General features: G+C 54.6%; 19 protein-coding genes. 16 read left to right on the top strand and 3 right to left on the bottom strand.

Annotated elements, in window-relative coordinates:
* Positions 1-77 precede the first annotated feature (77 nt).
* Positions 78-437 carry a hypothetical protein gene (locus EYR88_RS04940; protein ID WP_131088592.1) on the bottom strand — a complete coding sequence of 120 codons (360 nt, stop codon included), beginning with the start codon at positions 435-437 and terminating at the stop codon, positions 78-80.
* A gap of 227 nt (positions 438-664) precedes the next feature.
* Here EYR88_RS04940 and EYR88_RS04935 point away from each other — a divergent pair, with 227 nt between their 5' ends.
* The 13 genes from EYR88_RS04935 to secA all read left to right on the top strand — a co-directional run bounded on the left by EYR88_RS04935 (position 665) and on the right by secA (position 17756).
* On the top strand, positions 665-2293 hold the full coding sequence (locus EYR88_RS04935) for an ABC transporter substrate-binding protein (protein WP_131088591.1): 1629 nt from the start codon (positions 665-667) through the stop codon (positions 2291-2293).
* Positions 2294-2435: 142 nt separating this feature from the next.
* The gene (locus EYR88_RS04930; protein WP_131088590.1) at positions 2436-3524 is read left to right on the top strand and encodes an ABC transporter permease; all 1089 of its coding nucleotides are present in this window, start codon (positions 2436-2438) and stop codon (positions 3522-3524) included.
* A 2-nt stretch (positions 3525-3526) separates the two neighbouring features.
* Entirely contained in the window at positions 3527-4513 is a 987-nt protein-coding gene (locus tag EYR88_RS04925; RefSeq protein ID WP_131088589.1) for an ABC transporter permease, read from the top strand.
* Positions 4510-6207 (top strand): ABC transporter ATP-binding protein, encoded by a 1698-nt coding sequence (locus tag EYR88_RS04920; RefSeq protein ID WP_131088588.1) that lies wholly within the window; start codon positions 4510-4512, stop codon positions 6205-6207. The genes EYR88_RS04925 and EYR88_RS04920 overlap by 4 nt, the downstream gene beginning before the upstream one ends.
* 98 nt (positions 6208-6305) lie before the next feature.
* The gene (locus EYR88_RS04915) at positions 6306-6677 is read left to right on the top strand and encodes a chorismate mutase (protein WP_131088587.1); all 372 of its coding nucleotides are present in this window, start codon (positions 6306-6308) and stop codon (positions 6675-6677) included.
* Complete coding sequence (locus EYR88_RS04910; RefSeq protein WP_131088586.1) at positions 6670-7728, top strand: hypothetical protein; 1059 nt, start codon at positions 6670-6672, stop codon at positions 7726-7728. Before EYR88_RS04915 ends, EYR88_RS04910 begins: the two co-directional genes overlap by 8 nt.
* A gap of 135 nt (positions 7729-7863) precedes the next feature.
* Positions 7864-8544: an MtrAB system response regulator MtrA gene (mtrA, locus tag EYR88_RS04905; protein WP_131088585.1), complete on the top strand. Its 681-nt coding sequence runs from the start codon at positions 7864-7866 to the stop codon at positions 8542-8544.
* Positions 8541-10349, top strand: coding sequence for an MtrAB system histidine kinase MtrB (gene mtrB, locus EYR88_RS04900; protein WP_131088584.1), 1809 nt, complete (start codon positions 8541-8543; stop codon positions 10347-10349). The genes mtrA and mtrB overlap by 4 nt, the downstream gene beginning before the upstream one ends.
* Complete coding sequence (locus tag EYR88_RS04895) at positions 10349-12052, top strand: LpqB family beta-propeller domain-containing protein (protein WP_131088583.1); 1704 nt, start codon at positions 10349-10351, stop codon at positions 12050-12052. The genes mtrB and EYR88_RS04895 overlap by 1 nt, the downstream gene beginning before the upstream one ends.
* Positions 12053-12340: 288 nt before the next feature.
* Positions 12341-12910: a ComF family protein gene (locus EYR88_RS04890; protein WP_131088582.1), complete on the top strand. Its 570-nt coding sequence runs from the start codon at positions 12341-12343 to the stop codon at positions 12908-12910.
* Between the two features lie 168 nt (positions 12911-13078).
* Positions 13079-13774, top strand: a complete 696-nt coding sequence (raiA, locus tag EYR88_RS04885) for a ribosome-associated translation inhibitor RaiA (protein ID WP_131088581.1) — start codon at positions 13079-13081, stop codon at positions 13772-13774.
* A gap of 24 nt (positions 13775-13798) precedes the next feature.
* Positions 13799-14974 (top strand): crosslink repair DNA glycosylase YcaQ family protein, encoded by a 1176-nt coding sequence (locus EYR88_RS04880; RefSeq protein WP_131088580.1) that lies wholly within the window; start codon positions 13799-13801, stop codon positions 14972-14974.
* A 133-nt stretch (positions 14975-15107) separates the two neighbouring features.
* A complete protein-coding gene (gene secA, locus EYR88_RS04875) occupies positions 15108-17756 on the top strand; it encodes a preprotein translocase subunit SecA (RefSeq protein WP_131088579.1) in 2649 nt (882 codons plus the stop codon).
* Here the strand turns inward: secA and EYR88_RS04870 are convergent.
* Positions 17753-18280 carry an Rv3235 family protein gene (locus tag EYR88_RS04870; RefSeq protein ID WP_131088578.1) on the bottom strand — a complete coding sequence of 176 codons (528 nt, stop codon included), beginning with the start codon at positions 18278-18280 and terminating at the stop codon, positions 17753-17755. The genes secA and EYR88_RS04870 overlap by 4 nt on opposite strands.
* A 45-nt stretch (positions 18281-18325) precedes the next feature.
* A complete protein-coding gene (locus EYR88_RS04865) occupies positions 18326-19045 on the bottom strand; it encodes a LysM peptidoglycan-binding domain-containing protein (RefSeq protein WP_131088577.1) in 720 nt (239 codons plus the stop codon).
* A 122-nt stretch (positions 19046-19167) separates the two neighbouring features.
* Here EYR88_RS04865 and EYR88_RS04860 point away from each other — a divergent pair, with 122 nt between their 5' ends.
* From EYR88_RS04860 to EYR88_RS04850, 3 genes are all read left to right on the top strand, one after another.
* The gene (locus tag EYR88_RS04860; protein ID WP_131088576.1) at positions 19168-19728 is read left to right on the top strand and encodes a hypothetical protein; all 561 of its coding nucleotides are present in this window, start codon (positions 19168-19170) and stop codon (positions 19726-19728) included.
* A 91-nt stretch (positions 19729-19819) separates the two neighbouring features.
* Entirely contained in the window at positions 19820-20482 is a 663-nt protein-coding gene (locus EYR88_RS04855) for an SAF domain-containing protein (RefSeq protein ID WP_131088575.1), read from the top strand.
* Positions 20479-21750 carry an AAA family ATPase gene (locus EYR88_RS04850; RefSeq protein WP_131088574.1) on the top strand — a complete coding sequence of 424 codons (1272 nt, stop codon included), beginning with the start codon at positions 20479-20481 and terminating at the stop codon, positions 21748-21750. The genes EYR88_RS04855 and EYR88_RS04850 overlap by 4 nt, the downstream gene beginning before the upstream one ends.
* Positions 21751-21772: the final 22 nt, after the last annotated feature.

Below are 21772 nucleotides of genomic sequence, written 5' to 3'. Positions count from 1 at the left end.
AAAATCTGAGAGGGCGAGGATTTTTTTGCCCAAAAACAACTAGCTACCCAATTGGCGGCTAGTAGTTCATTCTGTGCTTAGCCTTCGTCAACAATGCCAAACATGTGGGCGGAAATGTCTTGGTACTCCACGCGAGTCTTACCGGCTTCTAGTTTGGGAAGCTGAGCTGGGGAGTGGATGTGGCAATGGACAAAGTCAAAGGTAGGCCACCACTTTTTGGGGCGCTCGTATTCACTGAATCCACATACTGCGCAGACCAGATGGATCCACACCGGACGCTTGCCGGTGCGGTTTTCGCGCGATTGAGCCAGCCACGCCGGTGGATTGGTGTTCAACTCTCGGAATTCCGCTTCGGTCATCCGCGACGGAACTCCATGGCGCTTGGCCATCTCTACAGGGATATCTAACGCGATTGCCGCGTCTCTACGAGTCATCATTGACATCTAGCTTATGTCACCAAAGATTTCTGGTGGGAAGAATTTTTTCTAGGAGCATCAAACCGTGCAAAACGCCGTGGTCTCAAGCACATATTGATCCGTTGCCAGACGCAAATCTGGCCGGTAACCGTAGGTTTTGTTCGTATTTGGTGCGGTGCATCACTTAGGATATGTGAAACATGTGTTAATCATCACCGCACATGCGTGTACCTAGAAAAGGACCTTTCATGACTCGCACAAAGAACGGACTGCGACTCGCAGCAGCCGTTGTGGGTATTTCTGCCCTAGCTCTGACCGGTTGCACCTCAGCCGCAGAAGACAGCAACTCCGGTGACTCGGGCAATACCAGCGCCCCCATTACCCTAGGAACCACCGACAAGGTGACCTCCCTGGATCCAGCCGGATCTTACGATAGTGGTTCCTTCATGGTCATGAACCAGATTTTCCCATTCTTGTTGAATTCCGAGCCTGGCAGCCCAGATCCATCCAACTCCCTGGCTGAGTCGGCAGAATTCACCACTTCTACCGAGTACACGGTCAAGCTCAAGACTGGTTTGAAGTGGGCCAACGGACACGACCTGGATTCCAAGGACGTAAAGTTCAGCTTCGATCGCCAGCTCAAGATCGCAGATCCAAACGGACCATCCTCGCTACTGGGCAACGTTGACTCCATTACGGCACCTGACGCCAGCACTGTGGTCTTCAAGCTCAAGGTTGCTAATGACCAGACATTCCCACAGGTTTTGACTTCACCGGCTGGACCGATTATTGATGACGAAGTCTTCCCAGCCGACAAGGTTCTGGATGACCAGAAGATCGTTGAAGGCAAGGCCTTCGGTGGCCAGTACGTGATTGATTCGTACAACAAGAACAACCTGATCTCCTTCAGCGCCAATGATTCCTACGCAGGTGTCTTGGGCAAGCCAGCCAACGACAAGGCTGCGATCAAGTACTACGCGGATGCCAATAACCTGAAGCTCGAAGTTCAGCAGGGCAAGATTGACGTCGCATGGCGTTCACTGACCCCAACTGACATCGAAGACCTCGGCAAGGACGAGAAGCTGACCGTTCATAAGGGTCCAGGTGGCGAACTGCGCTACATCGTCTTCAACTTCGACACCATGCCATATGGTGCCAAGACCAGTGACGCCGATGAGAAGAAGTCTTTGGCTGTGCGCCAGGCCGCTGCTCACCTGGTAGACCGTGAAGCCATTGCAAAAAACGTCTACAAGAACACCTTCACCCCTGCGTATTCATATGTTCCGCAGGGATTCACCGGAGCTGCCGAGCCGCTGAAGGATCTGTACGGCACCGACGGCAAGCCAGATGCAGCCAAGGCTAAGAAGGTTCTTGAAGACGCAGGGGTCAAGACTCCAGTCAAGCTTGCCTTGCAGTACAACCCAGATCACTACGGTCCAAACTCCGGTGATGAATACGCATTGGTTGAAAAGCAGCTTGAAGCCGACGGTCTGTTTGACGTTGATTTGAAGTCCACCGAATGGGTGACCTACCAGAAGCAGCGCGTCACCGACTACCCTGCCTACCAGCTGGGTTGGATGCCGGATTACTCGGATGCCGATAACTACCTGTCGCCGTTCTTCGCCAAGGACAACTTCCTGTCGAACAACTACGACAACCCAGAGGTCGACAAGTTGATTTCAGATCAGCGTGGCATGACCGATGCGGCTAAGCGCACCGAAGCAATTGAGAAGTTGCAGACCATGGTGGCTGAAGACCTGTCGACACTGCCACTGTTGCAGGGTTCCCAGGTTGCCATTGCTGGCAAGGACGTCAAGGACGTGGACAAGACTTTGGATGCCTCATTCAAGTTCCGTCTAGGCGTACTGAGCAAGTAATTTAGCTCTGCTCAAAAACATCAAATCGAAGGGGATCTGACGTGTGCGTGAGTACCAGCGCAGGTTAGATCCCCTTGGCATGTTCCCAGATAACACCCAGTACTGGGCTCATGCCACGCATCCTGAACCATAAGGACTGACGATGACTATCACGTCACCACCCGGGCAAGAAGTTAGCCCGATAGCAGCACCTAAAGCCAAGAGCCAGGGCGGCGGATTCCTCCGTTACCTGATCACCCGATTCTTGCTGATTATTCCCACTGTTTTCATCCTCATCACAGTGGTCTTTTTCCTCATGCGCGTGACCGGAGATCCGATCACTGCAGCTATGGGTGGACGCTTGACCCCAGACCAGCTGGCCGCCAGAATCCATGAAGCCGGTTACGACCGACCAATGCTGATTCAGTACTTTGAGTACCTCGGGCAGATCTTCACCGGCGACTTGGGTCGTACGTTGAGCGATAACCGCGCCGTCACCGAAGTACTGACCACCTACGGGGCAGCGACCCTGGAGCTGGCCATCAACGCAGTGATTGTAGCCCTGCTTGTTGGTATCCCACTGGGACTAGTTGCGGCTAAATTCCGCGACCGCTACCCAGATGCCATCTTGCGCATCCTAGCGATCCTGGGCTACGCAACCCCGGTGTTCTTTGCTGGTCTGATCCTCAAACTTGTGTTTGGCGTCTGGCTGGGCTGGTTGCCAATTAGCGGACGCGCCGACTGGGAAACCGAACTAACCCTCACCGGATTGCAGAGCCCATCAGGCATCTACTGGCTAGATGCCCTGCGCAGCGGAAATATGGAAGCGTTCTGGAACGTCGCCATGCACGCGTTGCTTCCTGCCCTGGCCTTGGGACTGCTCACCGGCGGCGTGTTCTTGCGCCTGGTACGCACCAACGCCATCGGAACCTTGGGACGCGAGTACGTTGAAGCTGGACGTTCCCGCGGTGTTAGCGAATTCCGTCTGACCACCAAGCACGCCTACCGCCCAGCACTGATTCCGATTATCACCGTGATGGGCCTGCAAATTGCCATGCTCCTCGGTGGCGCGGTACTGACCGAAACCACCTTTGAATGGTCCGGTCTGGGCTTCAAGCTCGCCGAATACCTCACCGCCCGTGACTTCGTGGCAGTGCAGGGCATCGTGGTGCTACTGGCCATAATCGTTGCCGTGACCAACTTTATTGTTGACGTTGTGGCTGCATTGATCGACCCGAGAGTCAGGTACTAAACATGACTACACCAACTTTGCCTAGCTCCGCCGGCTCACGGTTCAAATCATTACCGGTCATTTCACACCTGCGTATGTCCTCTGGACTTCAACGTGGCATGCTCGTGGCTGGTCTTGTACTGTGCGCAGTATTCATTCTCAGCGCGCTCTTGGCTCCACTGCTGGCACCATTTGGCTTTGCCCAGTCCTCAGATGCATCTGGTGACTTCCCACGCCAAGCTGCCCCGGACGCAAAGTTCCTTTGGGGGACCACTTCCACTGGGTACGACGTCTTCTCACGCACCCTGTTCGGTGCACAAACTGCAATCTGGGTCATCCTGGCCGCAGTAGTCATGTCTTTGTTCATCGGCGTACTGCTGGGACTTATTTCCGGCTACCTCGGTGGCTGGTTTGATCGCATCATGGTGGTCCTTGCAGACGCTATCTACGCGTTCCCCTCACTGCTGCTGGCCATCGTGATGTCCATTGTGATTTCGCAAGGGCAATCCTCGCTCTTTGGCGGCATTATGGCAGCAGCAATATCCATTACTGTCGTATTCATTCCTCAGTACTTCCGTGTGGTCCGAGCCGAAGTGATGCGTCTGAAGGCAGAACCATTTGTGGAATCCGCACAGGTTATTGGCGCAAGCCCATGGCGGGTGATGTTTACCCACCTACTGCGTAACGCCACCCGTACCCTGCCATTGATCTTCACTCTGAACGCTACCGAAGCACTGCTGACCCTCGCCGGGTTGGGCTTCTTGGGCTTTGGTATCGAACCGACCGCCGCCTCCGAGTGGGGCTATGACCTGAACCGCGCGATGTCCGATGCGACCAGTGGTATTTGGTGGACTGGAATGTTCCCAGGACTGGCCATCGTGCTCACCGTGATGGGCCTGACCTTGGTTGGCGAATCCATGAATGATCTCAACGATCCGCGTTTGCGGCGCTTCAGCCGTAAAAAGGCAAAGCGAATTACCCAGTCCGCACAGGCAGGAGCAAGCAAGTGAAACACAGTTCTGCAGCTTCGCCGTCGAGTAATGACGCCGAGAACGTACTGAGCATTCAGGGCCTGAACATTGACTTTGTCACCGACGCAGGAGCAGTTCCAGCCGTGCGCGGCGTGGACCTGCACGTCAAGGCAGGGGAGATTCTGGCTATTGTGGGCGAGTCCGGTTCAGGCAAGTCCGTGACCGCTCGCACCGCGCTGGGAATCATGGCCGAAAACGGTGCAGCCCGCGGCGCGGTGTACCTGAACGGAAAGAACATGCTCACCCTTGGTGGGCATGAGCTACGTGCAGTGCGCGGACGCGACGTCGCGATGGTCTTCCAGGAACCTTCCACGGCACTGAACCCGGTGTACACCGTGGGTTGGCAGATCATGGAGGGGATTCGTACCCACAACAAGATTTCCAAGAAGGAAGCCAAGGCGCGCGCGATTGAAGCGATGGCTCAGGTGGGTATTCCAGATCCAGAGCAGCGCGTGAATTACTACCCGCACCAATTCTCCGGTGGTCAAAAACAACGTGTGGTCATTGCAGCGGCACTGGCGCTAAAGCCAAAACTGATTGTCGCCGATGAGCCAACCACAGCGTTGGACGTTACGGTACAGGCCGAGATTCTCTCCTTATTGCGAGACTTGCGCGAAGAACTGGGTACCGCCATTGTCATCATCACGCATAATATGGGCGTGGTAGCTGACATCGCTGACCGAGTTGTGGTGATGAACCAGGGAAAGATTGTCGAACAAGCTCCGGCCCTGGAGCTGTTTGAACGCCCACAAGAGGACTACACCAAAGCACTGTTGGCTGCTGTGCCTCACCTAGGCAGAGACAGCGCTTCGGCTGCGCTGACCCAGCGTCCGCACCAGGACGCGCCAGTCATTGTTGAAGCTCAAGGGCTAGGGGTGCATTTCCCGGGTCGCTTTGGCTCACCAGGTTTCACCGCGGTCAAAGATGTTGACCTGAAAATTCACGCAGGCGAGGTTTATGGACTTGTGGGTGAATCCGGATCTGGCAAAACCACCATCGGTCGGAGCATTGCAGGTCTGAATCGAATCAGCTCGGGTTCCCTGAAGGTGCTGGGCTATGAGATGGCATCGTTCAAGGAACGTAGCTTCAAACCCTTGCGCGAGCAGATCGGGTTTGTCTTCCAGGATCCTGCCGCCAGCTTCAATCCGCATCTGACCATCGGAGAATGTGTAGCCGAGCCGCTGGCTGTGCACCGCGAGCTGAATCCTTCCCAAAGTAGGAGCAAGGTCAACGAACTGCTTGAAGCGGTACAGCTTCCCGCAGGTTTTGCCCAGCGCTACCCGCATGAGCTTTCTGGAGGTCAGCGTCAGCGTGCCTCCTTGGCTCGCGCCTTGGCCTTGGATCCAAAGCTTCTGATTGCTGATGAGCCAACCAGCGCGTTGGACGTGTCAGTGCAGGCCAAGGTTCTTGAACTCTTTAGGGAACTGCAATCGGAGCTCGGCTTTGCTGCGCTGTTTGTGTCGCATGACTTGGCAGTGGTAGATCAGCTGGCTACCTGGGTGGGCGTACTTTACCGCGGTAGCTTGATTGAGGAAGGTCTTGGCTCCAAGGTCTTGGCGCAACCTCAGCACGCATACACACAGCGGTTGATTGCTTCACTTCCTGTGCCAGACCCACGTGAACAGGCCCAACGCCGAGCGCTGATTGAGGAACTAAACCAAGCCTCCAAGTAGCCCGGCAGTTTTGCCCATGCCCCAGTTGCGCGACCCGCCGCAGCTGGGGCATGTCACTTTGTGGTGGTTTTGAGAGGTGAACCCGTAAACTTGAGACCATGAACGAGCCGAAAAACCCTGCACAACACGAGTCATTCGACCCGCACGCCAGCTCGTTGCACGGCGAGGTAAAGAATGAAGTCCTCGACGAGTTGTACGCCATCCGGGGCAGCATCGATAACTTCGACGCACAGTTGGTTTACCTGCTGGCCGAACGATTCAAAGCAACCCAGCGCGTTGGACACCTCAAAGCTGAGCACAAGCTGCCACCAAGCGATCCAAATCGTGAAAAGGCGCAAATCGAACGCCTACGCGCCCTAGCCATTGAAGCGCATCTCGATCCAGAATTCGCAGAGAAATTGCTGAATTTTGTGATCTCTGAAGTCATCCGCCATCACCAGAATATTTCTGACTCACATAACGATGCCTGAAGAACACCTCGGCCAACGCACTGACGTTTTTGTCACCTCCTTCTGTCAATTTCCCGGCACGGAACCGCTGGAAATACATGAAGTAGTGCGCGGGGAACTGGGCGAACCCAACCTCGCTGTACTCCCACAACTCGTAGACCGCGGGGTAGGGGCAGACGCGGTAGGGCGCAGCGCCACGTTGCTCGCAGACCTCGGTTTTGACTTGCAGCCCCATGGGTGGCGAGTCGGAGTTAACGACGGCATCGACGCACGGCGCGCACGCAGCATTCTGCGCAGCGACGAAAACTTGCTGGCAGATGTCCTTGGCCCGGAGCAAAAACCTGCACAGCGGATCAAGCTCAGTGTGCTTGGCCCGTGGTCGTTAGTGGCCAGCGTGTACCTGAGCAATGGGGAACGCTCGATCAGTGACCACGGCGCTCGCCGTGACATCATTGCTGCGTACGCCCATGGAGTCAGGGAACACGTAGCGCGGCTCGCCCGAGCTACCACTTTGCGATCCTTCACCGTGCAGTTAGACGAATCCCTTATCGGTGACGTGCTTGACGGAACGATTAAGACTTCCAGTGGTTATCGAACCCTGCGTTCAATTCCTCGCTCAGAAGTTCGTAGCGCCTACCAAGAATTTCTCAAGGTGCTCACGGACGAATCCTCGAACCTTTCCGTTCAACCGGTTGTTAATCTGCCAACCGCCGACGAGCGGTGGATTGAGCGTATTGATTTGCTGAACCAGGCTGGCATCACCGCGATGATTGTGGACCCGCACGGACTAAACCACCGAAAGTGGGAGCGCATCGCCGGATTTGTTGAGGGCGCCGGGCAGATCTTCCTGCAGGTTCTCACCCCGAAGCTACCTGCCCCCGGCGTAGTTGACGCGGTGCATTCGATTCTTAGGCCGTGGCACCAGCTGGGACTCTCGGATGCGCAACTTGGATCTTTGACATTGATGCCTAGAGGCGATTTCAGTTCTTGCTCCAGCTCTGAAGCAGTGGACACTCTTCAGAAGCTCCAGACCTATGCCCAAGCGTTGGAGCAAACTCGCGTCGACGCGTAATCGATTGTGTTATCCCTGCCGGTCACAGCCGGAAATTACCGGTAAATCATGTATCTTTGAAAGAGTGGTAATGCTGATCTGCCCGGTTTGAACAGATGGTTGAAACCTCAGAGCTAGGTTGCAGGGGGATAAAGGATGAAAGCACGGATTTTAGTCGTTGACGATGATGAAGCATTGTCGGAAATGATTGGTATCGTCTTGCAAAATGATGGCTTTGACGCCGCATTTTGCTATGAGGGTTCAGGCGCCTTAGCGGCCTTCCGTGAATTCAACCCAGACTTAGTCCTGCTTGATCTCATGCTCCCGGGCATCGATGGCATTGAGGTCTGCAAGCAGATTCGTGCTGAGTCCGACGTACCGGTGGTCATGCTGACCGCTAAGTCCGACACCGCTGACGTAGTTCGCGGTCTGGAATCGGGCGCGGATGACTACGTTCCCAAGCCATTCAAGCCAGCAGAATTGGTAGCGCGCGTGCGTGCTCGCCTGCGACCTAATGAAACCCACGCAGCCGAAACGCTGCAGGTTGGCGAAGTCACCATTGATGTTGCTGGGCACCAAGTGACCCGTGGCAATCAAGCGGTTTCATTGACTCCACTAGAATTTGACCTCTTGGTCACCATGGCACGTAAGCCTAAGCAGGTCTTTAGCCGCGAACAGCTGCTGGAAGCTGTTTGGGGTTACCGCCACGCAGCAGACACCCGCTTGGTCAACGTTCACGTTCAGCGTTTGCGTTCAAAGATCGAGATTGATCCAGAGAAGCCTCAGATCATCCAAACCGTACGCGGGGTGGGATATAAGGCGGGTTCGGCAAGTTGAGTTCACACACGTCGACCGGTAAAGAGTTGGTTCCGCTCGACGTGTCTGCCCACTCTAAGCCGAAACGCTTTACCGTCGCTAAGCTTCGCTCGTGGATTCGGCGTCCTTGGACAGAATTGAAGCTGCGCTGGCAGCGGCATCTGATCTACCGCACCGTTATTTCCACGTTGCTCTTTACGACTCTTGCTCTGCTTGCTGCTGGCGCGTTCCTTTCTAATCAGATCGCTTCCACGCTTTACGATGAGCGAGTTAACCAGATCTCTAAGGAATCTGAGCGCGGCCTGACTCAAGCCCGTTCCATCCTTGAATCTGCGTCAACCACTGACCGCGCCTCGACTCAGGCCTTGGTGAATTCCACCTTGGCCTCCCTCGAAGGTGACGGGGCCACCGTAGTGCGCGACTTTGTGCTCATGCCCATTGCAGGAGATCAAAGCCTCTACGTCGGTCCCATGGCATCAGGGTCATTGACCACCCGCGTCATCCCGCAAGATTTGGCCGAACGTGTGGCCGGTGAACAGGGCATCTACTGGCGTTCTGTCGAACTTGGCAGCGCTGACCAAGCACAGCCCGGGTTGGTTGTCGGTACAAAGGTCTTGATTCCGCCAGGTCGTGAGTACGGGCTGTACTTGGTCTATGACCTCTCCAGCGTGCAGGACACCCTGGAATTCATTAACCGTGCACTGTCTTTCACCGGTCTTATTTTGCTGGTAGTAGTTGGCTTTGTTGCATGGTCGGTGGCGCGCACCGTCGTTCGACCTGTGGCTGATGCCGCCTACGTTTCTGAGCGCATTGCCTCAGGCGACCTGGACCGACGAATGAAGGTGGCAGGCAAGGACGAGGTTGCCCGACTGGGCACAGCCTTCAACCATATGGCCCAGTCTTTGCAGGAGCAGATTACCCAGCTGAATAATCTCTCTGCCATGCAGCAGCGCTTCGTTTCTGACGTGTCCCACGAATTGCGAACACCACTGACCACGGTGCGCATGGCCGCCGAAGTTATTCACGATGCCCGCGAAGATTTTGATCCACTAACTTCACGCTCTGCTGAGCTGATGTACAACCAAATTGAGCGCTTCCAGCACCTGCTTAATGATCTGCTTGAAGTCTCACGCTTTGATGCTGGTGTGGCGGTCCTTGACCGAGAATCAACGGACCTGAACGCCATTGCACGCAAAGTTGTTGATACTGCGACGCCGGTGGCCGACGAATACGGTTCGATCATCCGACTCAGCGCACCGGCCGAAGGCTGCGTAGCTGAAGTTGATCCACGCCGTGTAGAACGTATTATTCGTAACCTGGTGCTCAACGCTGTAGAACACGGTGAAAGCAATCCAATTGACATCACCATTGCTGAAAATCATTCTGCAGTAGCCTTGACCGTGCGTGACTATGGAATTGGCATGACTCCAGAAGCCAGCCTCCACGTATTCGACCGGTTCTGGAGGGCCGACCCCGCCCGTGCCCGCACCACCGGTGGCTCCGGGTTGGGACTATCGATTTCTATGGAAGATACTCGACTGCACGAGGGCCGCTTGGAAGCTTGGGGCAAGCCCGACGTGGGTTCGGTCTTCCGCCTGACGCTTCCCAAGTCTGAAGATCACGAGATTGATTCGTCACCGCTGCCACTGGAGCCTGCGGTATCTGAAGCCATCCTGAACACCACGGGAGACAGCTTCCCGTTGACTGGCGAGGTGCCCAAGATTGGTTACACACCGTTGATTCTTCCTTCCGAAGATGAACAAGCACACGACGATGTGGCCGATCCTCAAAGCAGCGGCCCGGAGTCCAAGAAGGAGAGAAACTAGTGAAAAACAAAGCCGTCTTCTTTCTTTCTTCGCTGCTCATCGGAGCAATGACCTTTACTGGTTGTGCAGCAATTCCGCGCTCTTCCGGCGTCCAGCAAATCGAAGCTGGCGCGGAAGATTCCAGCGGCGAAAGTTATAGCTACGCGGCCGAAGGCCCAGCCGAGGGTGCGGACGCACGCGAAATTGTTGATGGCTTTGTTGAAGCTGGCCGCTCAGTTGCCGAGGACTACGCAGTGGCCCGCGAATATATGAGCACTGACTTGCGCAACACCTGGCGTGGCGATACCCAGACTTTGATCTACGAAGCGTTCAACGTGGTCAACGGTGCCGACGCGAATCAATACACAATTCAGCTAGAGATCACCGGGGAAGTAGACGCCCAAGGTATTCGGACTAACTACCCAAACCACACCACGCGTGCGGTAGATATTAAAGTAGCCAAGATTGATGATCAATGGCGGATCGTCAAAGCGCCTAACGGCACCATGCTCGAAGCCTCGACCTTCACCAAGATTTTTGCTGCACAAACCCTCTACTTCTACGACGCTAGCTACTCCTACCTTGTCCCGGACATTCGATGGTTCACCTCGGGCTCAGGAACCACCACCTCCATGGTTGAAGCGTTGCTCAAAGGCCCAGCCCCTTATCTGCAAAATGCGGTGGTGTCAGCCTTCTCCTCGGCGAGCCAACTGGTGCGCTCCGCCGTTCCGGTGCGCGACCGTGAAGCCACTATCGACTTGAACTCGGATTCGTTTACCGACACCACAGACAACACGTTGTTGTTGATGAAACAACAGGTTGAAGCGACACTGACCGGGCTATCATCCGTGGATTCGGTCAAGATGCTGCGCGAGGAAAACGACGTGAACCTGGCGTCTGATGATTCCAAGATCGAGCCGGCACAGATCAACCCGAGCACTCAAGATACGTTGATCGGTGTTTCCGATCAGGACTTGGTCTACGTCAAGGGACGCTCGATCATTCCCGTGGGCGGACTGCCCGACGTTTCTGCATACGATCCGCGTGACCCTGCAATGTCTCCTGTGGGCAATAGCTACGCCTTCCTCAATGACCGTCGCACTCAGCTGTGGGGGATTAACGACCAAGGCAAGCTTCGTCTAGAGCTCAGCGGTCAAGATTTGATTCAGCCGTCCATGGATGTCGCAGGCTGGACGTGGACTGCCGATAATGGGGCGAAGACCCCAATTATGGCAATCCCAGAAGACACCGCAGCTAAGGGTGAAGCCCGTCCAATTGACGTGGCCTGGCTCGAAGGCGCCAATATCGATTCTTTCCGAATTTCCCGAGACGGCGCACGTGCATTGATTGTGGCCAGTGAAGGATCTTCCACATCCGTCTACGTTGCGGGCATTATTCGTGACGCTGAAGGTGTTCCGCGTGGGCTGACCGACACTCCAATGAAAATCTATCCAGAGGTTCCGGTGAACACTGCGCTGTGGGACTCGGATAGTTCCATCATCGTAGCCAAGTTGGAAGATTCCGAGGCCGTTGAAGCTGCCCAAATAACCTTTGAAGGTGGAAGTGAACATTTGCAGCTATTGCTGGGAATGATTGGCATTGCCACCGGAGTCGGCGGAGGCCGCGAGGTCTACGCACAAACCAAAGAAAAGCTCTACACCCGTGTTGGTAATTCGTGGCACGAATTAGATGATTTCGCCCAAGACGTTTCATATCCTGGCTAAGCTGGCACTTATTCCACAATTGGTCTTGCTGCCCAGTCACGATGCTGTGCAACGCGCCTACTGTGAAGCATGGGAACCTCGTGGAGCTGGTTGCGAACCATTGACGAATTCAGTCACCGAAGATCGGTGCGCTGGCTGAGCTTTGGCGGACGGGAATTTTTGAATTTTCTTGTACCCACCAGTTGCGCCGTGTGCTCTCGGGCAGACTTTCGTCTGTGTCCAGAATGCCGCCGAGAAATACAAACGCAGCTCTTCTTGCCTCCACTACCAGACGGGCACCATCATTACGTGGAGTTGCCACTACTGGCCAATCAGCTCTCGGTCAGTTCCTGCGGGATCTACGGCAAAGAACTGGCCCGCGCGGTCTTGGCGTTCAAGAACAAACAACGATATTTCCTTCGCGGTGTCTTTGCGCCTTATCTTGCGGCCGTCATCAACGCGAGCTGTGTCCCGCAACCAGGACAGTTAACTACCTTGATTGTTCCTGTTCCGAGCTCGCTGAAAGCTGTTGGGCAACGCGGGTATTCCCCGGTGCTTTCAATACTTGAACAAGGGATGCGCAGCGGGCTGTACTCCAGACAGCTGGTCTGTCGTTCTGTGCTGCATTACCGAGTTCGTTCAGCCTTTGGTGGGGCGCAGAAACTCAAAAGTGGATCTGCTCGACGCGGCGGCGGGGAACACTTCATTGCCGAACGCGCGAAGGTGCCAGGACAGCCGATCATCCTCATCGATGATGTCCTCACGACGGGTTCAACATTGCGCCACGCCGCAATGGCGTGTCATAAAGCCGGATATGACGTCACCCTTGCCGTTGCTTTGGCGCTGACTAAACCGCCAAATCAGGAGCCTGAACAGTGATTTCGCTGACCGCGATAGGAATTTTGGGCTCAGAGACTTGAATCTTCTGCGTGGTGGCCTAAGGTGAAGTATGGGTTGCATCACAGATGCAGCGAAAAGCCCATCTTCAGTCCGGAAGGATGGAATTTCCGGACTGTTGTGTCACCCGACTCCCTATTGGAGGACACCATGGAGCTGAATTACAGCGGACGCAATATCACCATTTCGGATCGTTTCCGTGAGTACGTGGATGAGAAGATAACCAAGGTTGACCAGCTGGCTACCAAGGTTCAACGCATTGACGTCAAGGTCCTCAAAGAATCACATGCCCGTGACCAGAGCACGGCATTGTCCGTTGAATTGACCGTTGTTGGACGTGGCCCCGCCGTTCGAGCTGAAGCTCGCGGAGCTGACAAGTTCGCCGCCTTTGACATCGCCTTCGCAAAACTTCTTGAACGACTGCGTAAGGCTCGGGACAAGCGTAAGGTCCATCGCGGAAACCACACTCCAGTGGCCGTGCACGAAGCAACCAGCACACTACCTACGGCCTCCAGCGACAAGTCGTTGGTTGAATCCACTCTTGAGGCTCAGAAAGCAGCGGAAGTTTCCGAGACTGAGTCCGAGGCCGAGTACTCGCCAGTGGTCATTCGCCGTAAGTCCTTCCCAGCCGAAGTGATGAGCGTTGATGACGCAGTGGACCGCATGGAGCTAGTCGGGCACCCGTTCTACCTGTTCATCGATGAAGCCACAGGAGAGCACGCCGTGGTCTACGGCCGCACACAGTACCAGTACGGTGTGATCAGCCTTGACCCGTCACTAGAATCTGATCAAGAAGCCACCACGGAAACTCGCGGGTACCGTGACAAGGCATTAGTAACCGACTGAGGGTAAGTCATCAGCGCACAAACTATGTTGGGCGGCCATCGCGTCCTGAGCCTCAAGCAGGCTCGTCGGATCGCGTTGGCCGCCCAAGGCCTGTCTCGTGGCAGGACTAATCAAGAGATTTCAGCACGAAAAATTATCAAGACCGTCCAGTCCATCTCGCAGCTGCAGGTCGATTCGGTCAATGTTGTTCGTCGGGCTCACTACATGCCGCTTTTTGCGAGGCTAGGGGAGTACAACATTGAAACCTTGGACAAGGTTTTGGCAACACCGCGTAGCCCGCTGACCGAGTATTGGGCCCATGAAGCATCCGTGGTGAGCGCCGAACTCGTTCCAGATTTGCAGGTGTGGCAACGCCGTACCTGGATCGACAAGTCAGATAATTTTTCTTCTGAGCAGCATGATCTCTCGGAACAGGTACTTGAATTTTTGGCGAAGAATCCTGGATCGAGTGCCAGAGAAATCAGTCAAGCCTTGGACGTCGCGCCGACCGCATCCAAAGAACACTGGGGCTGGAATTGGAACGACACCAAGTACGTTACCGAGTCACTTTTTGCGCGGGCCAAGATTCTTACTCTGGGCCGCAACACCCAGTTTGAACGGCGTTACGCCTTAGCCCAAAACGTACTAGCGACAACCGTTGACGTGAGTGAAGCTCCTCGGCAAGAAGCCCTGGAACGGCTCATCCACCGATCCCTTGAAGCCCAAGGTATAGCTACAGCGCATTGTGTTGCGGAGTATTTCCGTCTGCCAATCCGGGAAGTTAAAGCCACGTTGGCGCAACTAGCGATCGATGCCCATATTGAGCAGGTGCAAGTACCAGGGCTTAGCGAAGTTTGTTTCATGCCGCTGGGCACCAAAGTTCCCCGTAAGATCGAACAGGATTTGCGACTACTCTCGCCCTTTGATTCGATGGTATTTAATAGACGCCGTCTAGAACAATTTTTTGGCTTTGAGTATCGGATTGAAATCTATGTCCCTGAAGCGAAAAGACGGTATGGATATTATGTCTTTCCAATGCTGCTGGGGGATGAGTTCGTAGGTCGTGTAGATCTTAAAGCTGATCGTGCCCGCGGTGTTCTTCACGCCAAGAGTGTTCACTATGAACCAGGCTGGGAGAGTAGCGCCGAACTACCTTTACGCGCAGAACTTGAACGTATGGCTCGATGGCTGAAGCTGGAGAACATACAAATTGGCCTGTGAACGGCCTGTCCATCCTATTGTTGTTCGCTAGAAGAACAGCGGTCATCTACGGGAAATAGCCAGAAGCGCTGATTTCCTCACGTAGACTAAAGACGCCAGAAAATACTGTGCTTGAGATATTGGGAGCTACCACGTGGCATCATTGCTAGAACGTATTTTGCGTACCGGCGACAAGAAGACCTTAAAGGTTCTTCGTAAGTACGCCGACACAATCAATACGTTGGAAGTCGAAATTCGCGAACTTTCAGACGAAGAGCTCAAGGGCGAAACCGACAAGTTCCGCGAACGTTTGGCTAACGGCGAGACGCTGGAAGATTTGCTCCCCGAAGCATTCGCAGTGGTTCGAGAAGCGTCTGATCGTGTTCTTGGAATGCGCCACTTTGACGTTCAGCTGATGGGTGGAGCCGCCCTGCACCTGGGTAATATCGCTGAAATGCGTACCGGTGAAGGTAAAACTCTGGTGGCTACGGCGCCGGCGTATCTCAACGCCCTAAGCGGCAAGGGCGTCCACGTGGTCACCACCAACGACTTCCTCGCCCAGTACCAGTCCGACCTTATGGGACGCGTCTTCCGCTTCCTAGGTCTGACCTGCGGTTGCATCCTGGCCAGCATGAAGCCAGAAGAGCGTCGCAAGCAGTACGAAGCAGATATCACCTACGGTACGAACAACGAATTCGGCTTCGATTACCTGCGTGACAACATGGCATGGAGCAAGGACGAGCTCGTCCAGCGTGGCCACAACTTTGTCATCGTTGATGAGGTCGACTCGATCTTGATCGATGAGGCTCGTACCCCACTGATCATCTCCGGACAGGCTTCGGGCGACGTTAACCGCTGGTACACCGTCTTCTCGAAGATAGTCTCAACGCTCAAGCGCGAAGACGACTACGAAGTTGACGAGAAGAAGCGCACCATCGGTGTACTGGAATCGGGAATTGAAAAGGTTGAGGACTACCTCGGCATCGATAACCTCTACGAAGCCAACAACACCCCGCTGATCGGCTTCTTGAACAATGCCATCAAGGCCAAAGAATTGTTCAAGAAGGACAAAGACTATGTTGTAGTCAACGGCGAAGTAATGATCGTTGACGAGCACACTGGTCGTGCATTGCAGGGCCGTCGCTACTCCGAGGGCATGCACCAGGCTATTGAAGCCAAGGAAAGCGTCAGCATCAAGGCGGAGAATCAGACTCTGGCCACGATCACGCTGCAGAACTACTTCCGCATGTACGACAAGATTTCGGGCATGACCGGTACCGCGCAGACCGAGGCTGCCGAGTTCATGGGCACCTACAAGCTGGGCGTAGTGGAAATCCCTACCAATAAGCCAGCGATCCGTATGGATCAGTCCGACTACATTTACAAGAATGAAGTCGCTAAGTTCAACGCTGTTGTTGAGGACATCGCTGAACGTCACGCCACCGGTCAGCCAGTTCTGGTTGGTACCACCAGCGTGGAAAAGAGCGAATACCTCTCGCGTCTGTTGTCCAAAAAGGGCATCCGCCACGAGGTACTGAATGCAAAGCAGCACGCCCGTGAAGCGGCCGTTGTAGCTATGGCTGGTCGCAAGAGCGGCGTGACCGTATCTACCAACATGGCCGGTCGCGGTACCGACATCATGCTCGGTGGTAACCCAGAATTCTTGGCAGTCGCTGAGATGGAACGTCGTGGCTTGAACGCAGAGAACAACCCGGACGAGTACAACAAGGTTTGGGACGAAGTTTTTGCCAAAGCAAAACAAACCGTCGCTACCGAATCCAAGGAAGTTGCCGAACTCGGCGGCCTTTACGTGCTTGGTACCGAACGCCACGAGTCCCGCCGCATCGATAACCAGCTGCGTGGTCGTGCCGGACGCCAGGGCGACCCGGGTGAATCACGCTTCTACCTGTCGATGACCGATGATTTGATGCGTCGATTCAACTCCGGCATGGCAGAGCGCATCATGAACAACCCTTCAATGCCTGAAGATGTGGCACTGGAATCCAAGATGGTTTCCCGCGCCATTGAGTCAGCACAGGCTCAGGTTGAGGGCGTTAACGCCGAACAGCGTAAAAACGTGCTCAAGTACGATGACGTGATGAACCGCCAGCGTGAAGCTATCTACGCTGACCGTCGAGCCATCCTCGAAGGTGGTGACCTTGAAGAGAAGGTCGGCCACTTCCTAGAGGACGTCGTCAAGGCCATGGTCTTGGAAGCCACGCAGGTGGGCAACCCAGATGAGTGGGAACTCAAGTCCCTGTGGACTAACCTCAAGCAGCTGTACCCAATCGGTATCACCGTTGACGAAGTTGTTGAAGAAGCCGGTGGCATTGGCCACCTCTCCGGATCCTTCTTGGAACGCGAAATCCTTTCGGACGCGCAGTACCAGTACGAAGAGCGTGAAAAGCTTGTTGGTTCATCGACCATGCGAGATCTGGAACGCCGAGTGGTGCTTTCGACCATTGGTCGCAAGTGGCAGGAACACCTGTACGAGATGGATTACCTCAAGGAAGGTATCGGACTTCGTGCCATGGCGCAGCGTGACCCGTTGGTTGAATACCAGCGTGAGGGTTACACGATGTTCCAGACCATGATGGAAGGCATCCGCGAGGAAAGCATCGGTGCCTTGTTCAACCTTGATATCCCATCGGGTTCTGACGCCGTTGAAGAAGCAGCGCCTGTCGACGAATCAGCGAAGCCGAAGAACCTGCAGTTCACTGGTCCTGATGAAGACGGCGAAGCTAGCACCAAGCGTGCTCCAGCTACCAACGGTAAGAAGAAAAAGAAGTCCAAGCGTAACTAAATAAGTTCCACATCTGTGACTTGCCAACGTCCGTGCCATGGCTCAATCTTGAGAGCTACGGCGCGGACGCGGTCTTTAAAGCCGATGATGGCTGTGCATTCCCACGCCCCTGAAAAACAGTGATCCAGGTGCAAGGAAATGATTTGCCCATGTGCAGTGCCAGGTACTGGATCTACCGTGTAGCGGGAAGTCTCTAGTAGTGCCCTACGACGGAGCTTGTCGATGCAATTAGGCTCAACAACAAAGGCCAACTGGCTGACGCTGCGATAGCCAGCAACGATCTCAAAAACCGCACGGGCGACGGAGTACGAGATCTCAACGACAGCCCGACGTTCCGTTCGGTAGCCCTCGTTCCTACGGAAAATGTTGTCCATGGCCCTACTCAAATGGGCTGGACTATTGCACGGAGTTTCGGCGCTACCGCTTGGTGCTGAGCTTGCTTCAACACCAAAAGACGTGTCGGGGAATGCTGGGTCGTCGGAGAGTCGTTCCTTACCTAGGCTCCGTGGGGTGATGGTGCTCATGATGACTCCTAATGATCATTGATGGGTGGTTGTTTCTTTGTGGTGCTAACGCGTGGGTGGAAGCTCTAGGACGGTACCGATTTCTAAGTGATCAGGATCTGGACCGATGACTTGCTCATTGGCTTTGTAGATTTGCGGCCAGTAGGTTGATATTTCTTCGGCAGTGGCCTGGGCTCCGAGGCGTTTGGCTGAAATGCTCCACAACGTTTCGCCTTCGGCAACCACCACCTCAGCTCCCGACTTTGCCGGCTCCCGCTTTGGCTGTGGGGTCTGCGAGATCAAGTTGTTCATTGGAACGCTGACTTGTTCGGGGAACCACTGAGCATTGGGAACGCTTCGTTGTTTAGGTTCTGATCGTTGTGGATCCACGTTCTTCTCTGCGCTTTCAACGGAGGCGTGGTTTTCCAGGGGAGTCACCGGCGCGGCGTTAGCCGCGACCGCGGATGAAAGAACGATTGAGGTCCCGAGCAAAGATCCGAGTACCTTGCGTGTGAATCGTGGAGCAACTCGTTGGAAAAACCGGATGGTAGGAATGTGGCGGCGGGCCATGGCCCAAATAAGCAGCCGACGTGCCCCGTAGTGAATTGCGTACAAGGTGGCTAGGGACAAGGTTGCCAGGCTGAGTAACAGCACAATGTATGAGCTCGGATCCGAGGTAGCGCTGATCGCATGGAAGTCGATGATCCAGTGAATGCCAACAAAAACGAGGACTGACCCCGAGACGGCAAACAACAAGAAGATGGCGAATACCCTCGACAAGCTCATCCAAATCACTTCCTTAGCATCTGTTTAATACAATTTGATGTCATTTGGTAGCAATGATGACACTTTGCCGTGATTTTGTGAAGAGGGTGTTGAAACAAGTTTTTGTCTCGTACAGTTGCCACATGCGCTGGGATTCACTCTTTGACGATCTTGAAGCTCAACTGGATGAGCAAAACCGTGCTCAACTGCGCGACGAAATTTCTGAGAATGTCCGCATTGAAAGATCAACTGCTGAGCTCACTCAGACATTGGCGCGCTTCCAGGGCCTAGAACTGACAATCCGGTTATCCGGAGCAACTGAAATTCGTGCAACTCTCGGGCCCGTGTCTACTGACTATCTCTGCCTGGAAACAGACCGATCACAGTGGGTCATCAGGCGCCAAGCAGTCGAGTCAATTGCTTTGCCCCAGACCCAAGGCTCCGGCCTTAGCTGGCGGCATCAGAGCAAATCCATAAGGTTCGCCAGCGTCATTCGAGGTCTGCTGCGGGATAGGTCAAGGTGCCAGATTCACGGCCGCGACGGCAATGCACTGGCTGAAGGAACCTTGGCCCAAGTTGCCAAGGATTACCTGATTATCGACGTTCACCCGCGTGATGAATTTGCCCGCCCAGGACGAATCTCAGGCAATCTCTTGATCCCGCTGGAGTCCATCGGCTGGGTGGTTGCAACAACGCTTAATTGATCCACAGCCAAGAAAAGGTCTTTTCTAGAAGCCCAAGTTGTCGTAGGCTCACGATTCATAAGCACATCCACTGGCGGAGGGTTGAGCCTTGATGAGTGACCAAATAGTCCAAGGTGAGCGCACAACAAAAGCTGCGCGTGTCCGGCGTCCAGGGTGGAAAGACCCGAGGCTGGCCCTTGGCGCCATCCTTGTGCTTGCTTCGGTAGCCGGGACAATGTATCTCATCGGCGCAATGCACGAAACAACAACGGTCTACGTGGCGCGCTCAAACATTACCCTCGGCGAACAATTGACCGAAGAAAACCTGAAAACCCAAGAAGTTCAGCTCGGCGACACCGCGGGGAAGTATCTGCACCCGGCTTCCGGGTTAGACAAGAACTCTCGGGTGAACACCTTTGTCAGCGCCGGGGAACTGATTCCGGTCACCTCGGTTACTCAGAGCGAGCTCGGCTCACGACGACCGATCAATGTGGAGCTGCCAGCGGATCTAACCTCGTCAATCGCACCGGGAAGCTTCGTGGATGTATGGATTGCCAAAAAAGAATCAGGCGGCAATAGCTACGGCGTTCCAGAGAAGCTGTCCTCAATGGTTGAAGTCGCTGCACGCGTTGAAAGTGGCGGGGGACTAGTAGACAGGCAAGGAACCAACCTAGAACTCCTCGTGGAACCAAACCAACTTGAACCACTGCTCCAAGCCTTGGCCAATGATTCGAGGATCATCGTGATCTACAACCCGGCCGGGGCAGCAGAATGAGCATCTCAGTAGTGGTGTTGGGAGGTCAAGAATCCATCGTCAGGCAGATTGAGGGCTACCAAGGTGAACTCATTGTCACCCGTGTTTGCTCTGACATTGCTGAAGCTGTCGCCGCCTGCGCCACGGGAGCCGCGGACGTCTTGCTAGTAGCCGACTCGCATCTTGTCCCGCCCATGGAACAAGTTGATGACTTGCTGATCAACCGCACAGCGATAGTCTGCATGCTAGAAAACCCATCCGATCTCAAACCCACGCCAGATGTTCTACAAGTGCCAGCAGACATTGCGATTTCAGATCTTGAACAGCGAATTGCAGCTACGGTTCTTTCGCTGAGGCAACCTGAAAGCAGCAAGGACAAGGTCTCCCCACACCTGACCGAAAAGGAACCGCGTACCGCGGGAAAGATCGTTAGCTTCTGGAGTGCACCTGGCTCTCCAGGGCGAAGCACTATCGCGTTGAACTACGCGGTGGAGCTAGCAGCCGCAGGAAAAAACGTTGTACTACTCGATGCCGATACTTACGCTGCCTCGATATCCATTCAGCTGGGCCTTATGGATGAATCGGCATCGGTAGCCCAAATTTGCCGCATCATTGACTCGGGTAGCTCGGACATCGCTCGGCTCAATGCCGCTTGCTCGCTGGTCCAAGTCGGTGACACCACGATTCGGGTAGGTACTGGAATTCCTCGTTCGAGCAGATGGCCTGAAGTGCGGGCCTCGGCATTGCGGCGAGCGTCAATGACGTTCAAGGAACACTATGACGTGGTCGTCCTAGACTTGGCGCCACACATTGCCATGGACGAACAGCTGAGCTTTGACACCCAAGCACCTCAACGCAACGCAGTGACCGTTGAGATGCTTCAGTGTTCGGATGACATTTTCATGGTCGTGAATTCAGATAGCGTCGGCATTCCACGAGCCTTGCGTGCCATCGACGAACTTGAAGAATCCTATGGGGGTCTGCAACCAAAAATTGTTTTCAACAGGGTCAGCGTCTCCAGTAGCGGACGCAGTCCAAAACGCCGATTAATCGAAGCTTGGGATCGCTTTGGTCCAATGCACGACGTGGTTGGCTTTATGCCCAATGACAGCGCCGTCTGTAGTGCGTCAGTGTTAGCAGGAAGCCCTTTACTGGAGATTGCACCTAAGAGTTCATTGCGTTCTGAAATTCGGTCTTTGACCGGCATAAAATCTACGGATATCCCCAAGAAACGGGCAACTCGTCGATTTAGCAGGAATGCACGAACTCAGGACGTGAAAACCGGGTAGGGTTGATTAGACTAGTGACCCG

The sequence above is a fragment of the Arthrobacter sp. S41 genome, from assembly GCF_004320535.1.
Taxonomy (GTDB): Bacteria; Actinomycetota; Actinomycetes; order Actinomycetales; family Micrococcaceae; genus Glutamicibacter.
Note: the sequence above shows the minus strand (reverse complement) of the source record. Positions and strands in the feature narration are given on the sequence as shown.

Excerpts from the sequence above, each read along its gene's own strand:
- EYR88_RS04940 (WP_131088592.1), bottom strand. The coding sequence starts at position 437 with ATGATGACTCGTAGAGACGCGGCAATCGCGTTAGATATCCCTGTAGAG.
- EYR88_RS04935 (WP_131088591.1), top strand. The coding sequence starts at position 665 with ATGACTCGCACAAAGAACGGACTGCGACTCGCAGCAGCCGTTGTGGGT.
- EYR88_RS04930 (WP_131088590.1), top strand. The coding sequence starts at position 2,436 with ATGACTATCACGTCACCACCCGGGCAAGAAGTTAGCCCGATAGCAGCA.
- EYR88_RS04925 (WP_131088589.1), top strand. The coding sequence starts at position 3,527 with ATGACTACACCAACTTTGCCTAGCTCCGCCGGCTCACGGTTCAAATCA.
- EYR88_RS04915 (WP_131088587.1), top strand. The coding sequence starts at position 6,306 with ATGAACGAGCCGAAAAACCCTGCACAACACGAGTCATTCGACCCGCAC.
- EYR88_RS04910 (WP_131088586.1), top strand. The coding sequence starts at position 6,670 with ATGCCTGAAGAACACCTCGGCCAACGCACTGACGTTTTTGTCACCTCC.
- mtrA (WP_131088585.1), top strand. The coding sequence starts at position 7,864 with ATGAAAGCACGGATTTTAGTCGTTGACGATGATGAAGCATTGTCGGAA.
- raiA (WP_131088581.1), top strand. The coding sequence starts at position 13,079 with ATGGAGCTGAATTACAGCGGACGCAATATCACCATTTCGGATCGTTTC.
- EYR88_RS04880 (WP_131088580.1), top strand. The coding sequence starts at position 13,799 with ATGTTGGGCGGCCATCGCGTCCTGAGCCTCAAGCAGGCTCGTCGGATC.
- EYR88_RS04870 (WP_131088578.1), bottom strand. The coding sequence starts at position 18,280 with ATGAGCACCATCACCCCACGGAGCCTAGGTAAGGAACGACTCTCCGAC.
- EYR88_RS04865 (WP_131088577.1), bottom strand. The coding sequence starts at position 19,045 with ATGAGCTTGTCGAGGGTATTCGCCATCTTCTTGTTGTTTGCCGTCTCG.
- EYR88_RS04860 (WP_131088576.1), top strand. The coding sequence starts at position 19,168 with ATGCGCTGGGATTCACTCTTTGACGATCTTGAAGCTCAACTGGATGAG.
- EYR88_RS04855 (WP_131088575.1), top strand. The coding sequence starts at position 19,820 with ATGAGTGACCAAATAGTCCAAGGTGAGCGCACAACAAAAGCTGCGCGT.
- EYR88_RS04850 (WP_131088574.1), top strand. The coding sequence starts at position 20,479 with ATGAGCATCTCAGTAGTGGTGTTGGGAGGTCAAGAATCCATCGTCAGG.